The organism is Nocardioides sp. 503 (assembly GCF_004522095.1).
Classification (GTDB): domain Bacteria; phylum Actinomycetota; class Actinomycetes; order Propionibacteriales; family Nocardioidaceae; genus Nocardioides.
This window is the reverse complement of record NZ_SPUI01000002.1, coordinates 844,456-858,768: the sequence shown is the minus strand read 5'-3', so window position 1 is coordinate 858,768 and position 14,313 is coordinate 844,456. Positions and strand designations below refer to the sequence as shown.

The following is a 14,313-nucleotide window of genomic DNA, read 5'->3' as shown; positions in this document are numbered from 1 at the left end:
GTCATGCCTCCTCTAGGGCCAGCGCCATGGCTGGGCAGTACTGGACGGCGGCCCGGACCTGCGGCCGTAGGGACTCCTCGGGGTGCTCCTGCAGGACGACGACCAGGTCCGCGTCCTCGTCGAAGCCGAAGACGTCCGGCGCCTCCCCCTGGCACATCTGGTGGCCCTGGCACAGGTCCAGGTCGGCCAGCACCCTCACCGCTGCCGCCTGCGGTAGCGCACGCGGCAGGGCTGCTGGAGCTGGATCACCATCTTGGAGACGTCGTCGGCGTAGGTCTCGGGAGGCTGGACCATCTCGAACTCGTAGTCGCGCAGGATCACCGAGAAGATCGCCTTGAGCTGCATCATCGCGAACGCCGAGCCGACGCACCGGTGCTTGCCGGCGCCGAAGGGGATCCAGGTCCAGCGGTTGACCAGGTCCTCCTGGCGCGGGTCGAGGTAGCGGCCCGGGTCGAAGGAGTCGGGCTCCGGGAAGTCCTCGGGGATCCGGTTGGACACCTTCGGCGACGCGGCGACCATCGTGCCGGGCGCGATGGTGTGGCCGGCCAGCTCGATCTCCTCCTGCACGACGCGCAGCAGGATGATCAGCGGCGGGTGCAGCCGCAGCGTCTCCTTGAGCGCCGCCTCCAGGCGCGGGATCGAGCGCAGCGCCTGGAAGGAGATCTCGGCGCCGTCGGCGTAGAGGTCGTCAAGCTCGGCGACGACGTCCTTCATCGCCTCGGGGTGACGCATCAGCTCGATGAGGGCCCAGGCGGCGGTGCCCGACGAGGTGTGGTGACCCGCGAACATCATGGAGATGAAGATCCCGGTGATGTAGTCGGCCGTCATCTCCACCGAGATCAGCACGTCGAGCAGGTCGCGCTCCTCGCGTGGGACGCTCCCCCCATTTGCCTTGGCGCGGGCGAGGCGCTTGTCGATGACCGCCTGCACCAGCGCGACGAGCTCGACGCGGGCGGCGTCGCGGGTGCGGAAGGACTCGATGTCGAGGTAGGGGTCGACGTAGGCGAGGGCGTCGGTGCCCTTCTCCAGGTCGTGGTAGAGGCGCGCGAAGGTGCCGTCGAGCTCCTCGCGGAACGGCTTGCCGATCAGGCAGGCGCTCGTCGTGTAGATCGTGAGCTCGGCGAACCAGTCGAGCAGGTCGATCTCGCCCTCGTCGCCCCACGCGGAGACCATGCGGTTGATCTCGGCCTCGATGGTGGCGGCGTGCCCGCGCATCATGTCGCCGCGCAGCGCCTGGTTCTTGAGCATCTGCTGGCGCTCCTCGGGCGAGGCGTCGAAGACGACGCCCTTGCCGAAGATCGGGGTCATGAAGGGGTACGCCGCCGCCTGGTCGAGCGTCGAGTCCGGCGCGCGGAAGAACTGCTCGTTGGCCTCGGCGCCGCTGACGAGCACGACGTCTCGATCGGCGAGGCGGAAGCGGCCGATGTCACCGCACTCGTCGCGCAGGCGCTGGAACAGGCCGATCGGGTCGACCCGCATCTCGGCGAGGTGGCCCCAGTCGTCCCGGTCCTCGACGACGTAGGAGACCTCGGGGACGTCCTGCTGGCTCTTCATCGGTCCTCCAGGGGGGCCTCGGGCGAGACCTCGATCAGGTTGAGGTGGACGCCGCGCGGAGCGCCCACCACGGTGGCGATCGCCTCGGCGACCGCCGTCGGCTTCATGAAGTGGCCGTGGCGGGCGAGACCGAAGCGCACCCACTGGTCGAGCACGAACGCCGCCTCGTCGTCGGCCCAGTCGGTGCCCATGCCGCTCCAGGTCGGGCCTGGCCGCACGATGCTGGCGCGCACCCCGGTGCCCTCGAGCTCCATCTGCATCGCCTGGGCCATGCCCTCGAGGCCCCACTTGCCGGCGGCGTACGAGGACATGAAGGGACGCGGTCGCACGGCGACGTCGGAGGAGACGAAGACCAGGTCGCCGCGGCGGCGCTCGACCATGCCGGGCACGAACGCCCGGACCAGCCGGTGGGCGCCGAGGATGTTGAGGTCGAGCTCGCGTGCGAAGCGCTCGGTGTCGACCTCGTGGGTGGTGCCGGGCGCCACCGCTCCGGCGTTGCTGACGACGACCTCGATGTCGCCGAGGTCGGCGGTGACGGCGCGCGCGAAGTCGGTGACCGACTCGGCGTCGGTGAGGTCGAGGGGGTGGACGCTGGCCTCTCCCCCGCCCTCGCGCACCTGCGCCGCGACCTCCTCGCACCTCTCCGCGCGACGGGCGCCCAGGGCGACAGGGTGACCGGCCGCGGCCAGCACCAGCGCGGTGGCCGCGCCGATGCCCGACGAGGCGCCGGTGACCACGGCGGGACGGCGCGTCGGCTGGGCGTACTTGCTCATCGGACCTCGACTCGGGCGGGCACGGAGGCGAAGCCGCGGACGCTGACGGAGTGGACGCGCACGCAGTCGTCGTGGGCGACCTCGACGTGCTTCACGCGCTGCACGAGCGAGCGCAGCGCGACCTGCGCCTCGAGGCGGGCGAGGTTGGCGCCGAGGCAGAAGTGTCGTCCGCCGCCGAAGCTGACCAGCTGGGAGAGCTCCTGCTGGGGGCGGTCGAGGTCGTAGTCGTCGGGACGGTCGAAGACGCGGTCGTCGCGGTTGGCCGAGCCGATGGCCAGCAGCATCTTGGCGCCCTTGGGCGCGACCTTGCCGTGGAGCTCGACGTCCTCGAGCAGGTGACGGGCCAGCAGCTGGCTGGAGGTGTCGTAGCGCAGCGTCTCCTCGATCCACGGGACGACGAGGTCGGTCTCGTGGGAGTCGGCGAAGACCCGGTCGAGCTGGTCGGGGTGGCGCGTGAGGTGGAACAGCGCATGGCCGAGCAGCTTGGTGGTGGTCTCGTTGCCGGCGACGACCATGAGGAAGAGGAACGCGATGATCTCGTCGTCGGTGAGCCGGTCGCCGTCGAGCTCCACGGCGATCAGGGCGCTGGTGAGGTCCTCGGTCGGCTGCCTCTTGCGCTGCGCGACCATGTCGGCGTAGTAGACGACGAGGTCGAGGCTGGCCACCATGCCGGCCTGGGGCACGTCGTGGACGCCGTCCTCGCGGTGGACGACGAGGTCGGCCAGACGGCGTACCTCGTCGCGGTCGGCCTCGGGCACGCCCATCATCTCGGAGATGACGTCCATCGGGAGCTTGCCGGCGAAGTCCTTGATCCAGTCGAAGGAGCCCTGCTCCAGGCACCGGTCGAGGTAGTGGTCGGTGAGCTCCTGGATGCGCGGCTGGAGCGCCGTGACCCGACGCGGCGTGAAGCCCTTCGAGACCAGGGAGCGCAGCCGCTGCTGGCGGGGCGGGTCCATGCCGAGGAACGACATCACCTTGTGGGCGTGCGGCCCCCAGGCGCTGGGCTCGAGCGAGACCCCCATCGCGTTGGAGTAGACGCCCTCGGTGCGGAAGGCCTGCTGGACGTCGGCGTGACGGGTGAGCACCCAGAAGTCGTGGCGCTCGTCGTGGTGGAGTGGGTCCTCCTCGCGGCACCGCGCGTAGACCGGGTAGGGATCCTCCTGGAAGGCGTAGTCGAAGGGGTCGAAGACCAGGGTGCTCATGGGGTGCCTCGCAGGATCGTGGCGACCACGACGTCGAGCCGGGCGCCCATCTCGGTGTAGGTCATCAGGCCCATGCCGGCCTGCAGCAGGGCTCCGGAGAAGGCGAGGGCCAGCGTCTCGACGACGGCGGGGTCCGGGTCGTCGCCGAGCGCCTCGGCGAACCGGTCGACGTACTCGGCGCCGATGCGCAGCCGCAGGCGGGCGACCTCGGGGTCGCTGCCGAGCAGCGCGGACGTCACGCCCGCGGCCAGCTCGGGCGAGGCCGCCAGCGACGCCGCGAGGTGGCGGGTGACCGCCTGGACGCGGGCGACCCGGTCGGCTCCCGCCGGCTGCGGAGGGCGGTCGCTCTGCAGGTGGCGCAGGAAGAGCTCGGCGAACAGGTGGTTCTTCGACGCGAGGTAGGTGTAGGCCGTGGCGGCCGAGACCCCGGCACGCAGCGCGACCGTGCGGACGGTGAGCGCCTCCGGGCCCACCTCGCGCAGCTCCAGGTCTGCCGCCGCCAGGAGCCGGGCGACCGTCTCCGCCTGACGGGCGTTGAGGCCGCGGCGAGGCACGCTGGACACCTGACTGGACACGTGTCCAATCTAGAACGTGTTCTCGTTGTGACGCAAGGGGGTGTTTCGTCTGTCGCGTGCGGGTGGGCGGTGTCGGTGGCGTCGGACAGACTGGGCGCGTGCTGCTCCACGACGTCGTCACCACCTCGGGCGCGGTGGCCGCGACCCGCTCGCGCAAGGCCAAGGTCGCCGCGATCGCCGAGCTGCTCGCGCGCGCCGACGTCGACGAGCTCGAGGTCGTGACCGCCTACCTCGGCGGCACCCTGCTGCAGCGACGCACGGGTCTGGGCTGGCGGGGGCTCACCACCCTGCCGGCCGCGGCGGAGTCGCCGACGCTGGAGGTGGGCGAGGTCGACGCCGCGTTCCACGCGCTCTCGGCGCTCTCGGGCGCGGGCTCGCAGGCCGCGCGGTCTGCCGCGGTGGCGGAGCTGTTCGGCCGGGCCACGCCCGAGGAGCAGGCCTGGCTGCGGGGCGTCGTGACCGGTGAGGTGCGCCAGGGTGCGTTGGACGCGCTGGTGCAGGAGGCCGTCGCGGCCGCCGCCGGCGTGCACCTGACCGCCGTACGACGGGCGGCGATGCTGTCGGGCTCGACGATCTCGGTCGCCCGGCTGGCGTTCACCGGCGGCGAGGAGGCCCTGTCGGCCGTCGGGCTCGAGGTGCTGCGTCCGGTGCTGCCGATGCTCGCGTCCTCGGCACCGAGCGTCACCGAGGCGATGACCAAGGCCGGCGGGGACGGCCCGGTGTCGATCGACACCAAGCTCGACGGGATCCGCATCCAGGTGCACCGTCACGGCGGCACCGTGCGCATCGCGACGCGGACGCTGGAGGACATCACCGCCCGCCTGCCCGAGGTGGTCGAGGTGGCGCTCGCGCTGCCCGCGACGTCGTTCGTGCTGGACGGCGAGGCCCTCGCGCTCGACGAGTCCGGTCGGCCGCGGCCCTTCCAGGAGACCGCCTCGCGCACGGCCCAGAGCGGTGGCGTGCACGTCACGCCGTACTTCTTCGATCTGCTGCACCTCGACGGCGCCGACCTCTTGGAGGCGCCCCTGACCGAGCGGATGGCCGCGCTCGAAGGGCTGGTACCGCGCGAGCACCTCACCGAGCGCCTCGTCACCGGCGACCCCGAGGCGGCCGAGACCTTCGTCGCCCGGGTGCTCGCCGCAGGTCACGAGGGGGTCGTCGTCAAGGACCCCGCGGCGCCCTACGACGCCGGGCGCCGGGGCGCGTCCTGGGTCAAGGTGAAGCCCGTCCACACCCTCGACCTGGTGGTGCTGGCCGTCGAGTGGGGCTCCGGTCGCCGCCGCGGCTGGCTCTCCAACATCCACCTCGGCGCGCGCGACGAGTCCGCCGAGGGCGGTTTCGTCATGCTGGGCAAGACGTTCAAGGGCATGACCGACGAGGTGCTCGCCTGGCAGACCGAGCGGTTCCTCGCGCTCGAGACGCACCGCGAGGGCCACATCGTCCACGTGCGGCCCGAGCAGGTCGTCGAGATCGCGCTCGACGGGGTGCAGCGGTCGCCGCGCTACCCGGCCGGGATGGCGCTGCGCTTCGCGCGGGTGGTGCGCTACCGCGACGACAAGACCGCCGCCGAGGCCGACACGGTGGACACCGTGCGCGAGCTGTTCGAGCGCTGAGGCGCTGCGCGTGCCCGGGTCGAGGCTGGACAGACGGTTGTCCACAGGGCAGGCGGCGGCCGGTGGCGCACAGCGGTAGACGGTGGTTGCCTGAGCGACATGGCGATCTCGGCGCTCCCCCTCCCCACACCTGAGGACCAGGTGGCCGACGCGGCTGCCCAGCTGCACCTGCTGACCCGTCACGACTGGTCACAGGTGCCGGACCTCGAGCTCGTCTCGGCGGTCGAGGCCCTCCAGGGCCTGCGAGCCGTGGCGCACGCCGCCGAGGCCGTGCTCCTGGCCGAGATCGAGGCGCGCGGCGTGGTCAAGGAGAAGCTCGGCTGGGGCTCGACCGCCGACTGGTTCGGCCACCTCGCCGGCGTGCGGCACGGGCAGGCCAAGCAGACCGTCGAGCACGCCACCGAGCTGGTCGCCAACCGGCCGGTCACCTGGTCGGCGCTGGCTTCCGGCGACATCAGCCCCGAGCAGGCCGACATCGTGCTCAACACTCTCGACCGTCTCCCCGGCGACGAGCGGCTCCGCGAGTCGGCCGAGACGCAGATGCTGGACGAGGCGTCCCGGGTGACCGCGACCGAGCTGGCGCGCCACGGGCGCGGGGTGATCGAGACCCTCGACCCCGCCCACACCGCCCGCACGACGGAGGCGCAGCTGGCTCGCGAGGACCGGGTCGCCCACCAGCGTCGCTTCCTGTCGATCACCGACGACGGGGCCGGCGGTGTCGTCGTCAAGGGCCGCGGCTCCGTCGAGGACGGAGCCACCCTGCGGGCGGCGATGCTGCCGCTGACCGCCCCCGTCCCGGAGATCGACCCCGACACCTGCCAGGAGCTGCCCGACCGGCGCGACTACGGCGTCCGCATGTGGGACGCGCTCCTCCAGCTCGCCCAGCACGCCCTGGACACCGACCTCCCCCCGGAGTCCCACGGCGCGCGACCGCGGGTCGCCGTCACGGTCGGCCTGGAGGCACTGCGGGGCACCCTCGTCGAGCGCGGTCGCACCGACGACGGTCTCGACGTCTCCCCCGACGTCGCCCGCCGGCTGGCCTGCGACGCCGACATCATCCCGATGGTGCTGGGCACCGACGGCGAGGTGCTCGACGTCGGCCGCACGAGGCGCCTGGTGACGGCGCCGCTGTGGCGGGCGCTCGTCGTGCGCGACCGGCACTGCGCCTTCCCGGGCTGCACGCGACCACCGGTGATGTGCCATGCCCACCACCTGGTCCCCTGGGCCGACGGCGGGACCACCTCGCTGTCCAACCTGGTGCTCCTGTGCGGGCACCACCACCGCACCGTGCACCAGACCCCGTGGGAGGTGCGGATCGGCTCCGACGGTCGTCCGGAGTTCCGTCCGCCCCCAAGGCTGGGCGTCGTGCGCGACTGGATGAGGGCCCGACCTCGGCGCGAGTAGGCCGGCACGCGCTGCCGCTCGGTGCCCGCGCGGGCAACCTGTCACACCCGTGCAACTCGGAGTTGCACCTTGTCTACGCTGGGCCCATGCCTGCGAAGACGCCCGAGACCGACGGCCGGCGCCGTGCCGGCGCCGCGCGCCGGCGTGCCCGGGAGGCCGAGATCATCGCCGCCACCCGCACCCTGTTCGACGAGCGGGGCGTGCGTGACGCGCAGATCGAGGACATCGCCCGGGCCGTGGGCATCAACCGGGCGATCGTCTACCGGCACTTCACCGGCAAGGAGGAGCTCTTCGCGCTCACCTTGGTGGGCTACCTCGACGAGCTGCGCGACGCGCTGGCCACCGCGGCCGGGCGGGGCGACGGCCCGGCGGGAGCGCTGCAGGAGCTCGTGGGGTCGTTCGTGGACTACGGCATCGACCACCCGGCGTTCGTCGACTGCGCCCAGGCCCTGATGCGGCGGCGCGGTCCCGAGCTGCTGGAGGAGATCTCCGAGGGCGCGCTGTTCCGGCTGGGGCGCAGCATCTCGGCATGCCTGGCCATCCTGTCGAGCGTGATCGAGACCGGCATCGAGTCCGGCGACTTCTCGAGCGACGCCGGCGACCCCACCCTCCTGGCGAACATGCTCTACGCGAGCGGCCTCGGAGCGCTGCAGCTGGCGCGGGTCGGCATCCTGGTGGCGGAGTCGGCGCCGGGGATCCCGACCGTCGGGGAGATCTCCCCCGCCCAGGTCCGCAGCCACCTCGTCGCGTCCGCGCTCGCGCTCGTCACGCGCTGAGCCACCACAGACGCCTGCGCCCGGCACCCCTCACGGGAAGCCGGGCGCTGGTGAAGCGACTGCGGGTGCCGGTGCGTCAGGGGCGCTCGAGGATCGCAGTCACGCCCTGACCGCCGGCGGCGCAGATGGAGATCACGCCACGGCCGGAGCCCTGCTCCGCGAGCAACTTGGCCAGGACGTTGATGATCCGGCCTCCGGTCGCGGCGAAGGGGTGCCCGGCGGCGAGCGAGGATCCGTGGACGTTGAGCTTCGCGCGGTCGATGGAGCCCAGGGGCTCGTCGAGGCCGAGGCGCTCCTTGCAGAACACCGGGTCCTCCCAGGCCTTCAGCGTGGAGAGCACCTGGGACGCGAACGCCTCGTGGATCTCGTAGTAGTCGAAGTCCTGCAGGCTCAGGCCTTCGCGCTGCAGCATCCGCGCCATGGCGTAGGCCGGCGCCATCAGCAGCCCCTCCCCGCCGTGTACGTAGTCGACGGCGGCCGTCTCGTAGGCCGTCAGGTAGGCCAGCACCGGGAGGTCGTGCTCCGCGGCCCACTCCTCGGAGGCGAGCAGCACCACCGAGGCGCCGTCGGTCAGCGGGGTGGCGTTGCCGGCAGTCATCGTCGCGGCCTCGCCCCTGCCGAACACCGGCTTCAGCTTGCCCAGCTTCTCCACGGAAGAGTCGGGGCGCAGGTTGTTGTCGCGCTCCACGCCGCGGAACGGCGTCACCTGGTCGTCGAGGAAGCCGGCGTCGTAGGCCTGCGCTAGGTGCTGGTGCGAGGCGGCGGCGAGCTCGTCCTGCTCCTCGCGGCCGATCTGCCACTCCAGCGCGGTCAGCGCGGCGTGCTCACCCATGGACAGTCGCGTCCGGGGCTCGCCGTTCTGCGGGATCTCGATCCCGATGTCGCCGGGCCGGATCGAGGCCAGCGCGGCCAGGCGCGACTTGGTGTCGCGCGCCGCGTTGACCTTCATCAGCTTCTTGCGCAGCTTGTCGCTGATCGCGACCGGCGCGTCCGAGGTCGTGTCGGTGCCACCCGCGATGCCGACCTCGATCTGGCCGAGCGCGATCTTGTTGGCGACCTGGATCGCCGCCTGAAGGCCGGTGCCGCACGCCTGCTGGATGTCGGTGGCCGGCGTCTCGGCCGACAGCTTGGAGCCCAGCACGGACTCGCGGGTCAGGTTGAAGTCGCGGGCGTGCTTGAGCACGGCGCCGGCGACGACCTCACCGAGGCGTTCGCCCTCGAGGCCGTAGCGGGCCACGAGACCGTCGATCGCGGCGGTGAGCATGTCCTGGTTGGACACCCCGGCGTAGACGGTGTTGGAGCGGGCGAAGGGGATCCGGTTGCCGCCGAGGACGGCGACGCGACGGGTACGTTCGATCATGGTTCCATCCTTCCTCGCGCGGCGCGCGCGGAGAAGGAGATGAGGGCCAGGTCACGAAACATGGACTCCGAGTTACACCTGGAGTTACATGATGCCGCACACCCACGACTTCGGAGGACTCCCACCCATGAGCGACCGCTACCAGGGCTTCACCCGGTCCCCCCTCGGCAAGCTGCTGGTCAAGAACCTCGGCCTGCCCGCTCCCACCCCGCTCGAGCGCTACACCGAGGGCGCCCCGCTGGTGGACGGCACCGTCCTCCTCGGTGGCCGTGGCCGCCTCGCGGAGTCGCTGCCCGGCCTCCTCGACACCCTCGGCATCGCCTCCACCGAGGCCGTGGAGGAGGGCGCCCGCTTCAAGGGGCTCGTCTTCGACGCCACCGGGCTCACCTCCACCACCGACCTGCACGCGCTGCGTGAGTTCTTCACCCCCGTCCTGCGCAGCCTCGAGACCTGCCCCCGCGTCGTGGTCATCGGCACGCCGCCGGAGTCGGTCAGCGGCGCCGAGCGCGTCGCCCAGCGCGCCCTGGAGGGCTTCACCCGCAGCCTCGGCAAGGAGATCGGCCGCGGCGGCACCGTCCAGCTCGTCTACGTCGCCGACGGTGCGGAAGGTGCCGTGACCAGCACGCTGGCCTTCCTGCTCTCCCCCAAGTCCGCCTACGTCTCCGGCCAGGTCGTCCGCATCGGCGCCCACGGCACCACCGACGCGCCCGCGGTCACCGACTGGACCAAGCCGCTCGCCGGCAAGGTCGCCCTCGTCACCGGCGCCAGCCGCGGCATCGGCGAGCAGATCGCGCGCGTGCTGCACCGTGACGGCGCGACCGTCCTCGGGGTGGACGTCCCCCAGGCCGCCAGCGAGCTCCAGTCGCTGATGAAGGAGCTGGACGGCGACTGGCTCACGCTCGACATCACCGGCAAGGACGCTCCGCAGCGCATCGCGCACCACCTCAAGGAGAAGCACGGCGGCGTCGACGTCGTCGTCCACAACGCCGGCATCACCCGCGACCGCAAGCTCGCCAACATGGACGACGCGCGCTGGGACTCCGTGATCGCCGTCAACCTGACCGCGCCGGAGCTGATCAGCCGCGAGCTGCTCGAGCAGGGCGTCGTCAACCCCGGCGGCTCGATCATCGGCGTGGCGAGCATCGCCGGCATCGCCGGCAACGTCGGGCAGACCAACTACGCGACCTCCAAGGCCGGCGTCATCGGCCTGGTCGACTCCCTGGCCGACGAGCTCACCGACGGCATCACCGTCAACGCCGTCGCGCCCGGCTTCATCATCACGCAGATGACCGCGGCCGTGCCGTTCGCGACCCGCGAGGTCGGGCAGCGCCTCAACGCGATGTCCCAGGGCGGGCTCCCGGTCGACGTCGCGGAGACGATCGCCTGGTACGCCAACCCCGCCTCCACCGCCGTCAACGGCAACGTCGTCCGCGTGTGCGGCCAGATGATGCTGGGGGCCTGACATGGCCGGCCTCCCGGTCCTCGTGAAGGCGGCCCTGCCCGCCGTCCCCGGCGTCAACCTGCTCCCGGGGATCCGCAAGAGCGGCAGAGACCTTCCCGACCTGACTTTGAGCCGCCACGACGTCGAGGTGGACGTCGAGCACGCGGCGGCGTACGCCGCCCTGTGCGGGTTCCCCCGCAAGGACGTCCTGCCGCTGCCCTACCCGCACCTGCTGGCGTTCGGGCTGCACATGCAGATCATGACCGACTCCTCGTTCCCGTTCCCCGCGATCGGCACCGTCCACCTCGAGAACTCGATCACCCAGCACCGTCCGATCGCGGCGACCGAGCAGCTCCAGGTGACCGCGCACGCCGAGCACCTGCGCCCCCACGCGAAGGGGCGCGCCTTCGACCTCGTCACCAAGGTCCACTCGCGCGGCGAGCTGGTGTGGGAGGAGACCTCGACGTTCCTGCGCCGCGGCCGGGGCGACGAGGCGGCTGCCGCCGGCACGGCCCTGCCCACGGTCGAGCCCACCGGCACCGAGTGGCGCCTGGGCGGTGACCTGGGCCGTCGCTACGCCGCCGTCTCGGGCGACCACAACCCGATCCACCTGTACGCGCTGACCGCCAAGGCGCTGGGCTTCCCCCGCCAGATCGCGCACGGCATGTGGAGCATGGCGCGCTGCGTCGGCGCCCTGGAGAACCGGCTGCCCGACTCCGTGCGCGTCGACGTCGCGTTCAGGAAGCCGATCCTGCTGCCTGGCACGGTCGCGTTCGGGTCCCGTCCCACCGACGAGGGCTACGCCTTCGCCTTGAGCAGCCCGCGCTCGGGGGCGCCCCACCTGGCCGGCGCGACCGCCGCGCTCTGACGCACGGGCGACGGACCTCGGCTAGCGCGGCCGCCGCGGCCGGATCAGGCCTTCCTGCGCCGCGGTGGCCACCAGGGTGCCGTCCTGCCGGAACACCCGTCCGAACGACAGTCCGCGACCGCCGCTGGCCGACGGCGACCACTGGTCGTAGAGCCACCACTCGTCAGCGCGGAACGGCCGGTGGAACCACAGCGCGTGGTCCAGCGAGGCCATCATCGTCTTGGTCGGGTCGGCGTCGTGCGCGGCCAGCGACGCGCCGAGCAGGCTCACGTCGCTGGCGTACGTGAACACCGCCAGGTGCTCCAGCGGATCGTCGCTGAGCGTGCCGGTGACGCGGATCCACATCCGGGCCTGCGCCGGGTGCTCGGGGTCGGCAGGCAGGCCGATGCGCGAGTTGCCGAGGTAGCGCACGTCCAGCGCGGACCACTCCTTGCCCAGCGCGTCGGCGTCCTCGTTGCCGCGACCGCGCATGAGCTCGACCAGGTCGAGCCCGTCCTCGGGGGCGCCGACGGCCGGCATCGCGTCCTGGTGGGCGAAGCCCTCCTCGGGGCGCTGGAAGTTGAGGGTCTGGTAGTAGATCGGGCGCCCGTGCTGGCGTGCGACCACGCGGCGGGTGGCGAACGCGCGCCCGTCGCGGATCCGCTCGACGTCGTAGATGATCGGGACCTGGTAGTCGCCGGGCAGCAGGAAGTAGGAGTGCAGCGAGTGGGCGACGTACTCCGGGTCGACGGTCCGAGCGCCTGCGATCATCGCCTGCGCGGCCACCTGGCCGCCGTAGACCCGCGCTCGCGCCGAGTCGGGCTGGGCGCCGCGGAAGAGGTCGACGTCGAGGCGCTCCAGGTCGAGCAGGCTCACCAGCTCGTCGGTCGCGAGCTGGGCGGCAGGCTCGGGCGTCGGGGTGCTCATGAGCCGCCTCCTGGCGTCGTACGACGGCGCAGCAGCGCCTCCTGCGCCACGCTCGCCGCGAGCGTGCCGTCCTGCGTGTAGACCTTGGCGAGCACGAGGCCGCGGCCGCCCGCCGCCGCCGGCGAGACCTGGTCGTAGAGCCACCACTCGTCGGCGCGGAACGGGCGGTGGAACCACACGGAGTGGTCGAGGGAGGCGATGAGCATGTCCTCGTCGCCCATGCGCACGCCGTGCGGGGCCAGCGCCGCGCCCATGAGCGTCATGTCGGAGAGGTAGGTGAAGGCCGCGACGTGCCAGAACGGGTCGTCGGGCAGCGCCGAGGAGACGCGCAGCCAGAACTGCTGGCGCGCCGGGTGCTCCTCGTCGGGCGCCAAGCGCCCGTCCGCCGAGCTGCCGACGTAGCGGAAGTCGACGACGTCCCACTCCGCGTCGTGGGTCGTGTCGCGGCCCGGGTCGAGCGCCCGGCTCGCGGCTCGCGCGTCGACGGCGTCCTCGGGGGCGATCACCTCGGGCATCGGCTCCGCGTGCTCGTAGCCCTCCTCGGGTCGCTGGAAGTTGGCGGTCAGCGCGTAGATCGGCCGCCCGTGCTGGCGCGCCACGACCCGCCGCGTCGCGAACGACCTGCCGTCGCGCAGCGTCTCGACGTCGAAGATCGTCGCCGCCTCGGTGTCACCGGGCTGCAGGAAGTAGGAGTGCAGCGAGTGCACGGCGTAGGCCGGGTCCACGGTGCGGGTCGCGGCGACGACCGCCTGGGCAGCGGCCTGCCCGCCGAAGACGCGCGGCAGCGCCGAGGGCATCTGCTGGCCGCGGAAGAGGTTGTCGTCGAGGCGCTCCAGGTCGAGGAGCCGCACCAGCTCCTCGGCGTCGCGCGGCACTAGCGGCTGCCCTGCTCGTCGTCCGGGCCCTCCAGGCCGGCCAGGAACTGCTCGAACTCCTTGCCGAGCTCGTCGCCCGTCGGCAGGGGCTGGTTCTCCGCGAGCAGGCTGCTGCCGGACTCCTCGGCGCGCTCGAAGGCGTCGTACTGGCGCTCCAGGGCGTCGACGACGTCCGCGACCTCCTCGTTGGCGCTGAGGTAGTGGCTGATCTCGTCCTCGCGCGCCTCCGCCTCCTCGCGTACGGCGGTCAGGTCCAGCGTGAGCCGTCCCCCGAGCTCCAGCTGCTCGAGCAGGCAGAGCGAGGCGCGGGGGTAGTCGAGCTGCGCGAGGTAGTGCGGGATGTGCGCGACGTAGCCGAGCGCGTCGTGGCCCCACTCCCCCAGCCGCACCTCGAGCAGCGACTGGGCGCTGCTCGGGATCCGCAGCTCACCGCGCCACGGGCTCTCGCCGGTCAGCAGGTCGGGGTTGTTGGCGTGGTGGGTGATCGCGACGGGCCGCGTGTGCGGCACGGCCATCGGCACCGAGCCCAGGCTCACCACGCGGGTGACTCCGAAGCGCTCCACGACCTCGCGCACCGCGCGGGCGAAGGCCTCCCACCGGTTGTCGGGCTCGGGACCCTGCAGCAGCAGGTAGGGGGTGTCGCCGGAGTCGTGCAGCAGCCGCACCACGAGCCGCGGGGCGTCGTAGGCCTCGTAGTGGTCGCGCACGAAGGACATCGCCGGTCGCCGGGCGCGGTAGTCGTGGAACTGGTCGACGTCGAAGGTGGCGACCACGGGTCCGGCGTCGCGTCCGTCCCGGCCCTCGGTGAGCTGCACGAGGAAGCGGCTGGAGATCGCGGCGGCGCTGCCCGCGTCCAGGAAGCCGTCCAGCACCACGACCATCGTCAGCGCGGACGTGTCCTCGAGCTCGGGGACGTCGTCGACGATGTGCACGAGCCGGGGTTCGGAGGTCACGAGGGAACGATAT

Annotated in this window: 14 protein-coding genes; 5 read left to right on the top strand and 9 right to left on the bottom strand. The window is 72.4% G+C overall.

Translation table 11 applies throughout. The features are described 5' to 3' along the window. Window position 1 precedes the first annotated feature (1 nt). From E4622_RS05130 to E4622_RS05110, 5 genes are read right to left on the bottom strand one after another with little or no spacing between them, the layout of a single operon-like run. Window positions 2-199, bottom strand: coding sequence for a ferredoxin (locus E4622_RS05130; RefSeq protein ID WP_134738962.1), 198 nt, complete (start codon window positions 197-199; stop codon window positions 2-4). After that, on the bottom strand, window positions 196-1,554 hold the full coding sequence (locus E4622_RS05125; protein ID WP_134738961.1) for a cytochrome P450: 1,359 nt from the start codon (window positions 1,552-1,554) through the stop codon (window positions 196-198). The genes E4622_RS05130 and E4622_RS05125 overlap by 4 nt, the downstream gene beginning before the upstream one ends. Then, complete coding sequence (locus tag E4622_RS05120) at window positions 1,551-2,327, bottom strand: SDR family oxidoreductase (RefSeq protein WP_134738960.1); 777 nt, start codon at window positions 2,325-2,327, stop codon at window positions 1,551-1,553. Before E4622_RS05120 ends, E4622_RS05125 begins: the two co-directional genes overlap by 4 nt. Beyond that, the gene (locus E4622_RS05115) at window positions 2,324-3,529 is read right to left on the bottom strand and encodes a cytochrome P450 (RefSeq protein ID WP_134738959.1); all 1,206 of its coding nucleotides are present in this window, start codon (window positions 3,527-3,529) and stop codon (window positions 2,324-2,326) included. The genes E4622_RS05120 and E4622_RS05115 overlap by 4 nt, the downstream gene beginning before the upstream one ends. Further along, window positions 3,526-4,104 carry a TetR/AcrR family transcriptional regulator gene (locus tag E4622_RS05110; RefSeq protein ID WP_134738958.1) on the bottom strand — a complete coding sequence of 193 codons (579 nt, stop codon included), beginning with the start codon at window positions 4,102-4,104 and terminating at the stop codon, window positions 3,526-3,528. Before E4622_RS05110 ends, E4622_RS05115 begins: the two co-directional genes overlap by 4 nt. Window positions 4,105-4,202: 98 nt before the next feature. On the opposite strand from E4622_RS05110, the gene E4622_RS05105 reads away from it, so the two are divergent. From E4622_RS05105 to E4622_RS05095, 3 genes are all read left to right on the top strand, one after another. After that, window positions 4,203-5,717, top strand: coding sequence for an ATP-dependent DNA ligase (locus E4622_RS05105; protein WP_134738957.1), 1,515 nt, complete (start codon window positions 4,203-4,205; stop codon window positions 5,715-5,717). A gap of 99 nt (window positions 5,718-5,816) precedes the next feature. After that, complete coding sequence (locus E4622_RS05100; RefSeq protein WP_134738956.1) at window positions 5,817-7,121, top strand: HNH endonuclease signature motif containing protein; 1,305 nt, start codon at window positions 5,817-5,819, stop codon at window positions 7,119-7,121. 86 nt (window positions 7,122-7,207) lie between these two features. Beyond that, window positions 7,208-7,897 carry a TetR/AcrR family transcriptional regulator gene (locus E4622_RS05095; RefSeq protein WP_134738955.1) on the top strand — a complete coding sequence of 230 codons (690 nt, stop codon included), beginning with the start codon at window positions 7,208-7,210 and terminating at the stop codon, window positions 7,895-7,897. Between the two features lie 76 nt (window positions 7,898-7,973). On the opposite strand, the gene E4622_RS05090 is transcribed toward E4622_RS05095, so the two are convergent. Continuing rightward, window positions 7,974-9,257 carry an acetyl-CoA C-acetyltransferase gene (locus E4622_RS05090; RefSeq protein WP_134738954.1) on the bottom strand — a complete coding sequence of 428 codons (1,284 nt, stop codon included), beginning with the start codon at window positions 9,255-9,257 and terminating at the stop codon, window positions 7,974-7,976. A 127-nt stretch (window positions 9,258-9,384) separates the two neighbouring features. Between E4622_RS05090 and E4622_RS05085 the strand changes: the two genes are divergently transcribed. Both E4622_RS05085 and E4622_RS05080 read left to right on the top strand, forming a co-directional pair. Continuing rightward, window positions 9,385-10,719: a 3-oxoacyl-ACP reductase gene (locus tag E4622_RS05085; RefSeq protein ID WP_134738953.1), complete on the top strand. Its 1,335-nt coding sequence runs from the start codon at window positions 9,385-9,387 to the stop codon at window positions 10,717-10,719. A gap of 1 nt (window position 10,720) precedes the next feature. After that, a complete protein-coding gene (locus tag E4622_RS05080) occupies window positions 10,721-11,566 on the top strand; it encodes a MaoC/PaaZ C-terminal domain-containing protein (protein WP_134738952.1) in 846 nt (281 codons plus the stop codon). Between the two features lie 21 nt (window positions 11,567-11,587). On the opposite strand, the gene E4622_RS05075 is transcribed toward E4622_RS05080, so the two are convergent. Genes E4622_RS05075 through E4622_RS05065 form a run of 3 tightly spaced genes read right to left on the bottom strand, consistent with a single transcriptional unit; the run spans window position 11,588 to window position 14,300 of the window. Then, window positions 11,588-12,472: an acyl-CoA thioesterase II gene (locus E4622_RS05075; protein ID WP_134738951.1), complete on the bottom strand. Its 885-nt coding sequence runs from the start codon at window positions 12,470-12,472 to the stop codon at window positions 11,588-11,590. Next, the gene (locus tag E4622_RS05070) at window positions 12,469-13,347 is read right to left on the bottom strand and encodes an acyl-CoA thioesterase II (protein ID WP_134738950.1); all 879 of its coding nucleotides are present in this window, start codon (window positions 13,345-13,347) and stop codon (window positions 12,469-12,471) included. The genes E4622_RS05075 and E4622_RS05070 overlap by 4 nt, the downstream gene beginning before the upstream one ends. Next, the gene (locus tag E4622_RS05065; RefSeq protein ID WP_245155888.1) at window positions 13,347-14,300 is read right to left on the bottom strand and encodes a PAC2 family protein; all 954 of its coding nucleotides are present in this window, start codon (window positions 14,298-14,300) and stop codon (window positions 13,347-13,349) included. The genes E4622_RS05070 and E4622_RS05065 overlap by 1 nt, the downstream gene beginning before the upstream one ends. Between the last annotated feature and the right edge of the window lie 13 nt (window positions 14,301-14,313).

What these genes read in the sequence shown, in the direction of transcription:
- E4622_RS05090 (WP_134738954.1), bottom strand. Translation starts at nt 9,257, where the DNA reads ATGATCGAACGTACCCGTCGCGTCGCCGTCCTCGGCGGCAACCGGATC.
- E4622_RS05120 (WP_134738960.1), bottom strand. Translation starts at nt 2,327, where the DNA reads ATGAGCAAGTACGCCCAGCCGACGCGCCGTCCCGCCGTGGTCACCGGC.
- E4622_RS05115 (WP_134738959.1), bottom strand. Translation starts at nt 3,529, where the DNA reads ATGAGCACCCTGGTCTTCGACCCCTTCGACTACGCCTTCCAGGAGGAT.
- E4622_RS05085 (WP_134738953.1), top strand. Translation starts at nt 9,385, where the DNA reads ATGAGCGACCGCTACCAGGGCTTCACCCGGTCCCCCCTCGGCAAGCTG.
- E4622_RS05100 (WP_134738956.1), top strand. Translation starts at nt 5,817, where the DNA reads ATGGCGATCTCGGCGCTCCCCCTCCCCACACCTGAGGACCAGGTGGCC.
- E4622_RS05125 (WP_134738961.1), bottom strand. Translation starts at nt 1,554, where the DNA reads ATGAAGAGCCAGCAGGACGTCCCCGAGGTCTCCTACGTCGTCGAGGAC.
- E4622_RS05095 (WP_134738955.1), top strand. Translation starts at nt 7,208, where the DNA reads ATGCCTGCGAAGACGCCCGAGACCGACGGCCGGCGCCGTGCCGGCGCC.
- E4622_RS05075 (WP_134738951.1), bottom strand. Translation starts at nt 12,472, where the DNA reads ATGAGCACCCCGACGCCCGAGCCTGCCGCCCAGCTCGCGACCGACGAG.
- E4622_RS05080 (WP_134738952.1), top strand. Translation starts at nt 10,721, where the DNA reads ATGGCCGGCCTCCCGGTCCTCGTGAAGGCGGCCCTGCCCGCCGTCCCC.